The 11,148-nt window shown below is 58.8% G+C and carries 14 protein-coding genes; 12 read left to right on the top strand and 2 right to left on the bottom strand.

What is annotated here, in order from left to right; all coding sequences use genetic code 11:
• Positions 1 to 173 precede the first annotated feature (173 nt).
• From ACP16H_RS26200 to ACP16H_RS26240, 9 genes are all read left to right on the top strand, one after another.
• Positions 174 to 494, top strand: a complete 321-nt coding sequence (locus ACP16H_RS26200) for a hypothetical protein (protein ID WP_425075084.1) — start codon at positions 174 to 176, stop codon at positions 492 to 494.
• A gap of 552 nt (positions 495 to 1,046) precedes the next feature.
• Positions 1,047 to 1,958, top strand: a complete 912-nt coding sequence (locus ACP16H_RS26205; RefSeq protein ID WP_425075085.1) for a hypothetical protein — start codon at positions 1,047 to 1,049, stop codon at positions 1,956 to 1,958.
• On the top strand, positions 1,951 to 2,250 hold the full coding sequence (locus ACP16H_RS26210) for a hypothetical protein (protein WP_425075086.1): 300 nt from the start codon (positions 1,951 to 1,953) through the stop codon (positions 2,248 to 2,250). Before ACP16H_RS26205 ends, ACP16H_RS26210 begins: the two co-directional genes overlap by 8 nt.
• The gene (locus ACP16H_RS26215) at positions 2,237 to 2,812 is read left to right on the top strand and encodes a hypothetical protein (RefSeq protein WP_425075087.1); all 576 of its coding nucleotides are present in this window, start codon (positions 2,237 to 2,239) and stop codon (positions 2,810 to 2,812) included. The genes ACP16H_RS26210 and ACP16H_RS26215 overlap by 14 nt, the downstream gene beginning before the upstream one ends.
• A 502-nt stretch (positions 2,813 to 3,314) precedes the next feature.
• The gene (locus tag ACP16H_RS26220) at positions 3,315 to 3,521 is read left to right on the top strand and encodes a cold-shock protein (protein WP_425075088.1); all 207 of its coding nucleotides are present in this window, start codon (positions 3,315 to 3,317) and stop codon (positions 3,519 to 3,521) included.
• Positions 3,522 to 3,582: 61 nt separating this feature from the next.
• Positions 3,583 to 3,756 (top strand): hypothetical protein, encoded by a 174-nt coding sequence (locus ACP16H_RS26225; RefSeq protein ID WP_425075089.1) that lies wholly within the window; start codon positions 3,583 to 3,585, stop codon positions 3,754 to 3,756.
• Positions 3,757 to 3,858: 102 nt separating this feature from the next.
• Complete coding sequence (locus ACP16H_RS26230; protein WP_425075090.1) at positions 3,859 to 4,023, top strand: hypothetical protein; 165 nt, start codon at positions 3,859 to 3,861, stop codon at positions 4,021 to 4,023.
• 204 nt (positions 4,024 to 4,227) lie between these two features.
• Entirely contained in the window at positions 4,228 to 4,479 is a 252-nt protein-coding gene (locus tag ACP16H_RS26235; protein ID WP_425075091.1) for a DUF982 domain-containing protein, read from the top strand.
• 159 nt (positions 4,480 to 4,638) lie between these two features.
• On the top strand, positions 4,639 to 5,787 hold the full coding sequence (locus ACP16H_RS26240; RefSeq protein WP_425075092.1) for a GAF domain-containing sensor histidine kinase: 1,149 nt from the start codon (positions 4,639 to 4,641) through the stop codon (positions 5,785 to 5,787).
• Between the two features lie 2 nt (positions 5,788 to 5,789).
• On the opposite strand, the gene ACP16H_RS26245 is transcribed toward ACP16H_RS26240, so the two are convergent.
• Positions 5,790 to 6,152 (bottom strand): response regulator, encoded by a 363-nt coding sequence (locus ACP16H_RS26245; RefSeq protein ID WP_425075093.1) that lies wholly within the window; start codon positions 6,150 to 6,152, stop codon positions 5,790 to 5,792.
• Between the two features lie 642 nt (positions 6,153 to 6,794).
• Between ACP16H_RS26245 and ACP16H_RS26250 the strand changes: the two genes are divergently transcribed.
• From ACP16H_RS26250 to ACP16H_RS26260, 3 genes are all read left to right on the top strand, one after another.
• Positions 6,795 to 7,628 (top strand): transglutaminase-like domain-containing protein, encoded by an 834-nt coding sequence (locus ACP16H_RS26250; RefSeq protein WP_425075096.1) that lies wholly within the window; start codon positions 6,795 to 6,797, stop codon positions 7,626 to 7,628.
• Between the two features lie 76 nt (positions 7,629 to 7,704).
• The gene (locus ACP16H_RS26255; RefSeq protein WP_425075094.1) at positions 7,705 to 8,169 is read left to right on the top strand and encodes a hypothetical protein; all 465 of its coding nucleotides are present in this window, start codon (positions 7,705 to 7,707) and stop codon (positions 8,167 to 8,169) included.
• Between the two features lie 293 nt (positions 8,170 to 8,462).
• The gene (locus ACP16H_RS26260; RefSeq protein WP_425075095.1) at positions 8,463 to 9,365 is read left to right on the top strand and encodes a transglutaminase family protein; all 903 of its coding nucleotides are present in this window, start codon (positions 8,463 to 8,465) and stop codon (positions 9,363 to 9,365) included.
• A 654-nt stretch (positions 9,366 to 10,019) separates the two neighbouring features.
• Here ACP16H_RS26260 and ACP16H_RS26265 read toward each other — a convergent pair.
• Positions 10,020 to 11,078 (bottom strand): IS110 family transposase, encoded by a 1,059-nt coding sequence (locus ACP16H_RS26265; RefSeq protein ID WP_425072468.1) that lies wholly within the window; start codon positions 11,076 to 11,078, stop codon positions 10,020 to 10,022.
• Positions 11,079 to 11,148: the final 70 nt, after the last annotated feature.

An 11,148-nucleotide genomic window follows, 5' to 3' on the forward strand; every position in this document is an offset into this window, starting at 1 on the left:
TGTCGGCCGCGTTTGCCGGTCGGCGCAGCATCCCAGATCATCTCGGGATCGAACCAGATTGTCAGCGAGCCTCGACGCTTGAGCGCTTCATTATAGGCTGGCCAGTTCCTGGTCTTGTAGGTCGGGGGTGTGGGTCTGCTCATGTCGTCCAGCTACCACGCTGGATTCACGACATGAATCCCTCACAGGATTTGTGCAACAGAGCCTCGCAAACCGAGAATTGGTTGCTGGGATTGGCATGTGCGGGAACCTTGGGCTGCGCAGCGTCCATCGTCGGCGTAGCCAACCAATCAAAGATTCAATTGTCGATTCCTGATGGCTTTCATGGACGCGTCATGGGGCTTTGGGTAATGGTCGGTCTGGGTTCGACGGCTCTGGGTACAATCGTCTATGGAACGATCTCGGACCTCACTAACCTGAGCGATGCCAGCGCACTAATTTCTGTCATCGGGATAGCGAGTGTTGGAGCAATCCTTCTTAAGAGCGGCGAGTAGTCCCGAACTAGCAGGCTCCGTTTGCCGACATTCATGCAAGGCGCAGCATTCGGTAAAATGGGCTCGTTCTGGACCTTCGCTGCGCGGCAGGGGCAAGCGCCTGATCGCCCCGCGCGGCGTCGCTTCCGGCCCAAAGCGGCCATTCGTCAGGTTGGGCGCCGCTGCGGCGCAGCTTCCCCAAACCGGCTGTTAGCCCATCGCGCAGCATTTTCGAGGGATGAAGGTCCGGCGTGGACAAAGAGAAACACGCCGAGTGCTTGGGAAAAGCCGCGCATGGCGACAGGCAAGGCCTACCGTCCATGACCTGCTGGCGTCCAGGTGATGCTCCGATCCCGCCAATCCAAATTGATCAGATGCCTCACTGATGTGGCACCTGAAGATCCGCACCCGGTTGGCTCACGAGATACACCCCATTTCCACGGGCATATCCGTGGGGCAGGCCGCATGACTGAAGAATAAATCCAGCAAAGCATGAGGCGCTCCTTTCAGGCATCCCTTTACTTGCCGCACTTTAGTCGCGCAATTTGAGGCATACCTGATCGGAGACGAAAAATGCCTCACATTCTCGGAAGCCGCCTGAAGTTCGAGTTCGACAAGCTCGGAATGAAACAATCCCACTTCGCAGAGAAACATGGATTTGACCGCAAACGACTTGGACAACACCTGAAACTGACGGATCAGATCCAGGTCAACCAAAATACGGCACGGATCTATAAACGTGCGTTCGGATGCACGCTCGAACACCTGCAGCGGCCCGTTTCCACGACGGAATGCACGAACACCATGCCCGCGGAGTGGTCGCGTGTCGCCTTTCCCATGACGGAAGAGGATCGGATGATCCTTAAGTTGACCGCACTCAGGTACAACGTCGAGGCAACGACGATCCTGCAGATGTCTGCGGCCCTGTTCACGGTCGTTGCCGAACTTCAGCTCTCCGATCGCCGCCGACAGGTTGCCGAAATGCAGGCACAACTCGACGACTTTCCTACGGGCCTCAAGCATCTGGCGGCGACCTCGCACGGCCAAGGGCAGATCATTGAGGCCTTGGCGTCCGAGCGTGCCGCGATCGAAGCACGCGACCTTTCCGGTTCCAGCTTCCTCGACTACGAATGGGACGAAAACCACGAGGGTTCCGGCGATCTGTTCGATGACTTCCTTGGCCAGAAACTCAAGGAGCTTGCGCCGGATATTTATAAATACTCGCTCGGTTCACCTTGCAGCGACCTCTTCAGCGATATGATCGACGACATGTGCCAAGGTGATCCCTTGGGGCGCATGGTGTTGTTGAGGGGGGACGTCAAGCCGCAGGATGTTATGAAGCTCCCGGCAGGCGAGCGCATCGCGTATCTGCATGAACATTGCAGGGTGGAAACGCGCGAAGCCTTCGACGAGCGTGAAGCCTTTCTGGCTTCACTCGATCTCGATTTCAACCTCGGTACCGACGGCGGAGGCGATGATGCTTGATCTCAAGATGACGAACCACGCCGAAATTCGCAGGCAGCAGCGCGGCTTCAGAAAAGCCGACATCGATGTCCTTGTCGCATTGGGTGAACCCTGCGGCCATGACGGCTATCGCATTCCGCGTCGTGCCGCACAGGATGAAATCCAAAGGCTCAAGGCCCGTATTCGCCAGATCGAACGGCTCTCGCAGAGCATCGCGATTGTCCAAGGAGAGTCGGTGATCACGCTCCACCATGGTGAAAATCGCAAGGCCAATGACAGGCGCCGTAAAGGAGGAAAAAATGCAGGCAACTGACCAGAGTGATGATCTCGTGACCATTCAACTTCCACTGCCTTTCGTCCATGGCCTCCTGGCCTTGACCCATCTGCTTGATGGGCGGGTCGTCGATGCGCTGCGGAATGCAGTCAACGCGCCTCGAATCGCGGAAATGGAAACCGATCAAGAGCCGGAAGAACTCGACGCAACGCCTGCTCGAGCGAAGCGATCGGCACCCATCCCGCACGACACGGAACTCGTCGCATTTGTCCTGGGGCAAACGGTCAGAGGCGCGACATTGCCCGACCTGTTCGGAAAATGCGTTGATCTGTTCCATAACCTTGATCCGGCAGCCATCGAGCAACTTGCGGAGCAGAAAACTCGCGCGCGCCGGTATGTGGCCAAGAACCGTGAAGATATTCACTTCCGGTCACCACACCTTGTTACCGAGACACAGCGGACAGAAACAGGCTGGTGGATCAGCACGAACGTGAGCGAAAATCAAGTAGTCGCGGGTCTTCGAGCCTTGGCAGATGCCGCAAATCTACGCTTCGGGCACGATATCGTATTCCCGTCGTGCGATAGTTGGCCAAAAAGATAGGAGCACGCTGGACGAGAAAATGTGCTTCCCGGCCCCAACCTGCCGTTCAGTCCCTGGCCGATCGCGGCGGTGCGGCTTCCCCATACCGGCCATTCGTCCATCGCGCAGCATTTTCGGAGGCTGAAGGTCGGCTGGGCGGGACCTTTGTGCCGTTCGCTGAAGGAGCGGCATCTTTACGGATGAAGGTCGGCGATGCGCAGGAAGTGGATGCGGCTCGCGGCGCCCCGTACCTCTCGCGCTTCCGGCAAAGTCGCCGACGTTGGACCGAAGCGCAACCAACAGCAGATCTGGGCGCTCCCGACCTGTGGTCCCGGCTCAGTGACAAGCTAATATCGCACGTAGGCCGTTGAAAATCTGTCAGGCGAACACCATTTACAAAAAGCCTAGGTTTCTTCTCTTCGTTATTCCGCCGCCAGTGGCTTGGTTTCGGTTGATCGGCTTGGATCGACTACGCCGGGCTGCCGCGATTATGTGGGCAGCGTTTATCAAGGAGACCACGGATATGGCCAATGGCACCGTGAAATGGTTCAACAGCACCAAAGGCTTCGGCTTCATTCAGCCTGAACATGGCAGCAAAGATATTTTCCTGCACATCTCTGCCGTCGAACGCGCCGGGATCAGCCGGATTGAAGACGGTCAGGCTGTCACCTTCGACGTAGAGAACGGTCGTGACGGTCGCGAATCCGCCAACAACCTGGCACTTGCGTGAAGACGAAGCTGGAAGACCTGCTAAAGGTGTTCCTGCTCAAGAGGGAAACGGTGGGCGGCTCTTGGCTCCCACGGTTTCCGCTTCGGCTGCAAAAGCCGCTGAGCCGGTGACTGCGATAGACAAGACGACCGCAAGCGCAAAACGCTTGCTGGATGACGAGGCTCTGGTCCGGCGCGAAAAAACAGCTCGCCTGAAGGCTGCCCGCGAGGCTCGCGACAAGGGCGAAGACGCCTGATCCCCGGCCCCACGCCGCCGCTTTCCACGTTCCTGCCCGCGCGAACTTCTCCGAATGAATTCGTGTGGTTCATCGTAAACAAAACAACACAAGGAGAAGGTCATGGGCTATTCCCAGCCGAAAAAGCAACTCGATCTCAAGGAGTTCCTCAGCACTCCTGCGAAGAAACGTCCCAACAATCGCAAGTTTGGCGCAATGAAGCCGCAAGCGGCAACGTCGAAGCCGACCACGACGTCAGCAATCGAACCGGACGACGCGGCAAGCTGAGCCGCGCGACGTCTCTGCCTCCGGATCCCGGAGCTGCATAACAGGGTTGGTTCCGAGCTTTCGGAGCCGACTGTATCCCCGATGCGGGACCTGGCACGACCCACGTCGCGCCGAACAGGCGATCTCCTCCACTTTTGAAGAGCGTTGCGGACTGCCCTGCGGGGCAGGCTGCGCCGGGATCGCGTTAACAGACAAGGACAAAGAATGTTTGAAATACAATTGGGTGCCCCGATCACCCTTTACTCGGCGCACAATGGTGTCGCGGAACGCTTCAGTACGATCGAAAAGGCGCGTCACTGGCTGCGCCGCAACTGGCCGATCGCGGACGATGCGCGTCAGGCCGCCTTGGAAAAGACCGACTCTGCCATGGACTGTATGAGCCCGGTGAAGGAAGCACGACGCGCCTTTGTCGCTGCGGCATTGTCTGCCGGGTTCGTTCCCGACCGCGCGTCCTGAGACCCGCCGGGCATTCGGAGACGCGCATTTACCAATGGAAGTTCGGTATCACGTCAAGTACCTTGCGCTGGAAACGCACTTTTGGCCAGACGCATGTTACCCAATATTGATCCCCTCCAAGAAAGCATCCGGCAGGTCGATCTAGTCTCCGATATTTCCATGATCCTCGATGCCTGCGGCACGGCAGCCGGCATGGGGTTTGTTGCTGTCGCCCGCGTGACCGAAGACCGCTGGCTGACCTGCGCGTCCCGCGACCATGTGAACTTCGGCCTGACGCCCGGCGACGAGCTTGATGTCGCATCGACCATCTGTCGCGAGGTAAGGGCCTGCCGCAACATCATCACGATCCCGAATGTGGATGACAGCGAGGTCTATCGCGATCATCCCACGCCCCGGCAATACGGTTTCAAGAGCTACATCTCGGTTCCGATCATCAGAAACGATGGCAGTATCTGGGGCACCCTCTGTGCCATCGACCCCGAACCGCGAGAGATCGGAAAGCAGGCGCAACTGCTCTTTACAATCTTTGCCAGGTCGATTGCTCGCGAGCTCGACCGCCAGGACGAGCTTGCCAAGGGTCGGCAAGAGGTCTCAGAGGGTCGCGCAAGCCTTCAGACCGAACGCAACACCGCACGGTTGCGGGAAGAGTTCATCGCCATCGTCGGGCACGACCTGCGCAATCCGATCGCCGCGGTCGCATCCGGTTTACGGATGGTCGAGAGTCGTGAGCTTTCTCCGGAACGCCGGGCGATGCTGGTGCTCGAGATGCAGCGGGCGCTGACGCGGGCCAGCCAGATCATAACCAACCTGATGGATTTCGCCCGTGGCCGCCTTGGCGCCGGGATCGAAGTGAATGCGCCCGTGCCGATCGATCTTGAGCCGGTGTTCCTCGACGTGATCAACGAGATCGAACAGGTTGCCGGTCAGCCGGTCCTGCCTTCGATCGACCTGCCGCGCGCTCTGGTCGCCGATCCGCAGCGGCTTGGTCAGCTTTTGTCAAACCTTCTGGGCAATGCCGTGGCCCACGGCGCCCCCAATCAACCAATTACGGTCGACATCGCAGAGCGCGACGGTGAGCTGGTTGCCAGCGTCACGAACCAGGGCATGCCGATCCCGCCGGAGGTACAAGCGTCATTGTTTCAGCCGTTCTCGCGCAATGAGAGCAAGCAGAAAAGCCTTCAGGGTCTTGGGCTTGGCCTTTATATCGCTTCGCAGATCGCATTGGCGCACGGAGGACGGATCGATGTTTCGTCTTCTGCGGAGACAGGCACGACCTTCACCCTCCATATGCCAGCCAAGCTTTCCTGAAATCACGGTATCCGAACAAGCGCCGCAACGATGTCCTTGGCTGCGAGGGGTTTTGCAAGAAACGGACTGTGGGGCGGCATGGCATGAGGTGCGGGAGGCGTGCCACCCGACATGATGATGATACGGCAATTGTCAGACCGCCGCCGCACTTCTGATGCGAGGGAGATACCGTTCATTTCGCCGGGCATGTCGATATCGGTGACAAGCATGTCGACCGCATCGCTGCCGTCCATGACGCGCAGTGCCGTTGCCGCATCTCCCGCTTCCAGAACATTGTATCCCAGATCCGCAAGACCGAGCGCCAGATCCATGCGAATTATCGGCTCGTCCTCGACAACGAGGATCGTCAGGCTCTTGTCGATCATGCGGAGGTTCCAATGCTACAGGAGTTCTGCAACGCAGGCCGCACTCGCGCGCCCTACGATACTAAGGCGAACGGCTCAGCGGGCCCAGGCGTTCCGTTTTCATTCACATCGGTGACATTTTTCGAGTGAAGCTGACGGGGCAGGCCAAACATCGTTCAGCCCAGTTCCACAGTCCGTGACGAATATTGCGGGCTGAACCCGTGGTCGAGGCAAGGCGAAACTGTTCCCCGAAGATAATGCCGTGCGCCCGGATACGATGATCGGAGACACAAGACGACCATATGTCCTCGACCTTTTCAGACAGCGCCGTTGTAATTTAGGCGAGACTTCCCATATGTAGTCCAAGAACTACGCGGATATCCCAAATTTTGATGGTTTGAGAAAAGAGCGGACCCTGCCGATTGTCCGGCAATCGCTATCCTAGGACCGGAACTCTCATCGGGCTGCGCGTTTCCGTAGAACGACCTTATCCTCAGACATCTGCCGAGCCCGCATGGACGTGCCTGGTGGGATGGCTGTCAGGCAGACCCTTGCTGCCTCGCCCTTGATCGAACAACTGCAACGACCTCTTGCGAGGTACTGAAAGGATCGTCCGTGAACAAGGACACCCGCCTCTCGTCGATGGCTGACGGCACGTCGGCGCTGCGCATGAATATCGGATGCCGCATCACCCACACCCTGACCCAGCCGACCCCATTGATCGCGTTGCTGAATGTGCATTATTCGCGGTTCGGCGATCTCGAGCGCGCGGATTACCTCGTGACTCAGCCCAGCGTTCCGCTCGAAAGCTACCGTGACGGCTTCGGCAACTGGTGTACGCGCATGGTGGCTCCTGCTGGCGAATTCACCCTGACGACCGACGGGATTTTCCGCGATGCAGGTCATCCAGACCCCCATTGCCCGGATGCACGGCAACATGCCGTGGAGGAGTTACCCTTCGATACGCTCGTCTACCTGCTGGGCAGCCGCTACTGCGATACGGACTTGTTGTCCGAGCGCGCCTGGGAGCTGTTCGGAAAGACAGACCAGGGTTGGGCGCGGGTACAGGCAATCTGCGACTATGTGCATGACACCATAACGTTCGACTACATGAAAGCCGACGCAACCCGTACCGCGGCGCAGACATTGGCCGGAGGTTTCGGGGTCTGCCGCGATTTCACCCATCTCGGCATCGCGCTGTGTCGCTGCATGAACATCCCGGCCCGGTACTGCACAGGCTACCTGAGCGAGATCGGCGAACCACTGCCCCATGCCGAAGACGATTTCGCTGCATGGATGGAGGTCTATCTGGGCGGCCAATGGTGGGTGTTCGATCCTCGAAACAACAAGCGGCGCACCGGGCGTATTCTCGTGGCGCGCGGCAGAGACGCCGCCGACGTGCCACTGACGCAGATCTTTGGGCCAGGAACCCTGTCCGGGTTTGAAGTGTGGACTCAGGAGGTTCACGGCGGAAAGCCCGGCACCACCGATACCTGACCTTCAGGGCCACATAGAACGTTTCAGCCGCATGCCGACTGACCGTTTCCATTCAACATTTCCAAGGAATTTTCAAATGACCCATCTAAACGAGATGACAACTCTTCCGCGCCTGTCAGGCGAGTGCCTGCCTGTCAGCCTTGGCTCACAGGATGAGGCTTTCGGCGGCCGACCTGCTCCCTGCAAACAGCATGAGGAAGCCGCCAAGGTTCTTCCCGCCCTGCGGCAATCAAACCTCGCAGGACGCAGCGTCGGTCGGATCCTGCCCGGAACCAGAAGCGATGGCATCAAAGGCCTGCATCCGGACAGGGAACCGACTGCAATCTTCGTCGAACGGATGTTGGCCGACCCGATGACCCGTCTTGTCATGCTGGCGGATGGTGTGTCGGAACACGAGATCAGGACACTCTACGGGATACGACCGCTGACCGGCGCACATGGGCGTGTCCGACCTGATACATCGGTCGTGGCAGCGCAGAAGAGGGACATTCCCGAACCGGGGCCGCGACCGGGCACCCCCCGGCCTGGTATCGGTGAATGAGCCTTGCAGGCGAACATCCTGCTCGGAAGGCCGCCACTGCACAGGCTTCGGCGCGAAGAGGAAACGACACGTGACGGAAGGGGGCCCCACATCCCTGGACGATGTGATCGCGCCTGCCAAAGCGGACGTGGCAGCGGAACGCTTGTGCCTGTCTTGCCGCAAGACCTTTCCGAGCGAAGGGTTCGGACACCGGATCTGCCCTCGCTGCAAAGGGTCGAGTGCATGGCGGAGTTCCGTCCCGGATCGCGGCTCAACCGGACGCCAGCGCGGTGCCCGGACGTCGTGATGTCGCCATGACCCGTCTGTGCATCACCCACAGGACACGCTATCGCTTTCATAACCCGGTGGATTTGGCGCCACACCGGATGATGCTGCGCCCCCGCGAGACACCCGACCTGCGGCTTCTCTCATTCAAACTCGATATTCGGCCTGCGGCGGTCATCGACTGGTCGCATGACGTGGCCGGCAATGTCGTGGCGTTGGCCAGCTTCCAGTCCCGGGCGCAGGAACTGGAAATCATATCTCAGTCCCGCGTTGATCTGCGCGCCCCCGTCTGGCCGGTCTTTCCCATCTCGGCTTCCGCAGCATCCTATCCTTTCGCCTATTCGCCCGACGAAAGCACTGACCTCGGCGCGCTCATACTGCCGCAGTACGAAGATAGCGGAAAGCGTCTGCGAAGCTGGGTTGGGTCTATCGTCGCGACGAGGCCGACTGACACGCTGGCCCTTCTGAAGGACGTCAGCAACGCGGTCACCACGCAGATCGCCTATCAGGGACGCGAAACCGAAGGCACACAGGGCCCGCTCGAGACGCTGGACCGCGGCTGGGGCACCTGCCGTGACTTCGCCGTACTTTTTGCCGAAGCCGTCCGGACTTTGGAGTTCGGAGCGCGGCTTGTCTCAGGTTACCTCTTCGATCCCTTCGAAAACAGGGTCGGAACAACAGAGGCGGGCGCAACCCATGCTTGGGTGGAGGTTTTTGTCCCGGGAGCGGGATGGATCCCTTTCGATCCAACGAATAGGTCTTTCGGGTCCGCAAATCTTGTGTCCGTCGCCGTTGCGCGGAATATTCATCAAATTTCACCGGTTTCAGGCAGTTTCAGAGGCACGAACTCTGATTTCCGCGACCTTGACGTTACGGTGGATGTTCGCGCTGATGACAATCACCAGAATGCGGACGTGAGCGAAGGAAACTGATGAGGTGAAACCGGAAGACTTTGTTACGGAATTCGGGCATGGTCTTGGAGTATAGTCATTTTGACCTGTTTACCTGCGTCAAAACGCTATTCGTACACCTGATTTTTTTACAGGTTCTGTGCCAACGAATTCTCGGTTGCTTGGCGATACTCTTCCTTGGCCTCGCGACAGTACCACAGCTCCACATCCCCGATGGACTTTGCGTCCGAAGCACTGACGCACCGAACGCGGCGAGATGGAAGAGGGTATGGCTAGCGAAAGCGGCCGATGTCTGTACAGGGCCTGTTGTGACTGGCCTGCCGATGCTGCAACAACGAACTCAAACAATGTCGACGCGGTCAGTTTGGGCTCGTTCTGGACCTTCGCTGCGCGGCAGGGGCAAGCGCCTGATCGCCCCGCGCGGCGTCGCTTCCGGCCCTTTGTATGTACCGGCTGCTGTTCGCAAATGATTTTCTGGCATGATCTTGGAAGTCGCTCATATGTATTCGGCCTGTTGATCGACACGCGGGTCGTGGCCTTGTTGGGGTTACGCACGCGCCGTGATCTAATTAGCGGAAAGGTCCACAAGGACCGAATGGGCCGTCAGATTCTGGGGGCGTAATTGTTCCGTTCCATGCTTTCGATCTGTCGCGAACTCCTTTGGGCCGTCTCGGCTCAGATGCCGACAGCGACCTCGTCTCGTGGTGCGTCAAACGCGGTTCTGTGTCTCAGGATGCTCCAGGCCATGCGTGCCAGTTTGTTTGCCAGCGCCACGGCCAGCTTGTTCCTGTTCATTCTTTCCGATGCCCGGATCAGCCAATCACCAAAGCTGAAATCCTGCCATCGATTGGCCCGCATGAGGATGACCTTGGCAGCCTGAACGAACAGCATCCTCAGGTATCGACTGCCGCGTTTGGAAATGCGGCCGAGCACCGTTCGTCCGCCGGTGCTGTATTGTCTGGGAACCAGGCCGATCCATGCGGCGAAATCCCGTCCGCGCCCGAATGCCTCTCCCGTGCCAATCGCCGCAACCATGGCCGTCGAGATCATTGGTCCGATACCGGGAATGGTCATGACGTTGACGCAATTCTCCTCGGTCCGACTGATCTGTTCAATCTCCTTCGAAACGGTTTCGATCCGATCGTCCAACCAGAGCCAATCGCCATACAGGCCAATCAGGATGGCCCGCATGCGCGGCGAGATCTCGTCTTTGCGTTCCTCGAGGATCACCTCGAAGGAGTTCTTCAAAGCCCGAAGCCCTTTGCGCACCGTGATCCCTTGTTCAATCAGGAAGGCGCGGATCTGGTTGATGGTCGCGGTCCGGCGCGACACCAAGCGGGACCGCACCCGATGCAGGGCTTGCAGGTCGAGCTGGTCCTGGTTCTTCTCAGGCACGATCGGCAGGTTCGGGCGCAGCGCCGCCTCCGCGATCGCCTCGGCATCATTGTAGTCGTTCTTCTGCCCCTTGATGAAAGGCTTCACGTAGATCGCGGGGATGATGCGCGGCTCAAAACCAAGCTGACGCAGGGTTCGACTGACGAAATGAGCGCTCAGGCAGGCTTCCATCCCGACGATGCATCGCGGCAACTTCTCGAATGTCGCGACGAGTGCCGATCGCTTGATCTGCTTGCGCAACACCAATTGGCCATCGCAGTCAAACCCGACGAGGTGGAACCTATCCTTGCCGATGTCGATCCCGATGGACATCAGCTGATCGAATGTTTTCTTTTCCATGCTACTCCTCCAACTGGCAGAAATAGGCACAGCCTAACCTGCTGGGTGAAGCAGCCGGTACATCCCATTA

The organism is Sagittula sp. S175, from assembly GCF_049800975.1.
Taxonomy (GTDB): domain Bacteria; phylum Pseudomonadota; class Alphaproteobacteria; order Rhodobacterales; family Rhodobacteraceae; genus Sagittula.

Bases quoted from the DNA above. Each gene is read 5' to 3' on its own strand.
- ACP16H_RS26235 (WP_425075091.1), top strand. From the start codon at position 4,228: ATGTTTGAAATACAATTGGGTGCCCCGATCACCCTTTACTCGGCGCAC.
- ACP16H_RS26265 (WP_425072468.1), bottom strand. From the start codon at position 11,078: ATGGAAAAGAAAACATTCGATCAGCTGATGTCCATCGGGATCGACATC.
- ACP16H_RS26260 (WP_425075095.1), top strand. From the start codon at position 8,463: ATGACCCGTCTGTGCATCACCCACAGGACACGCTATCGCTTTCATAAC.
- ACP16H_RS26230 (WP_425075090.1), top strand. From the start codon at position 3,859: ATGGGCTATTCCCAGCCGAAAAAGCAACTCGATCTCAAGGAGTTCCTC.
- ACP16H_RS26240 (WP_425075092.1), top strand. From the start codon at position 4,639: ATGATCCTCGATGCCTGCGGCACGGCAGCCGGCATGGGGTTTGTTGCT.
- ACP16H_RS26220 (WP_425075088.1), top strand. From the start codon at position 3,315: ATGGCCAATGGCACCGTGAAATGGTTCAACAGCACCAAAGGCTTCGGC.
- ACP16H_RS26215 (WP_425075087.1), top strand. From the start codon at position 2,237: ATGCAGGCAACTGACCAGAGTGATGATCTCGTGACCATTCAACTTCCA.
- ACP16H_RS26205 (WP_425075085.1), top strand. From the start codon at position 1,047: ATGCCTCACATTCTCGGAAGCCGCCTGAAGTTCGAGTTCGACAAGCTC.
- ACP16H_RS26255 (WP_425075094.1), top strand. From the start codon at position 7,705: ATGACCCATCTAAACGAGATGACAACTCTTCCGCGCCTGTCAGGCGAG.
- ACP16H_RS26245 (WP_425075093.1), bottom strand. From the start codon at position 6,152: ATGATCGACAAGAGCCTGACGATCCTCGTTGTCGAGGACGAGCCGATA.
- ACP16H_RS26210 (WP_425075086.1), top strand. From the start codon at position 1,951: ATGCTTGATCTCAAGATGACGAACCACGCCGAAATTCGCAGGCAGCAG.
- ACP16H_RS26200 (WP_425075084.1), top strand. From the start codon at position 174: ATGAATCCCTCACAGGATTTGTGCAACAGAGCCTCGCAAACCGAGAAT.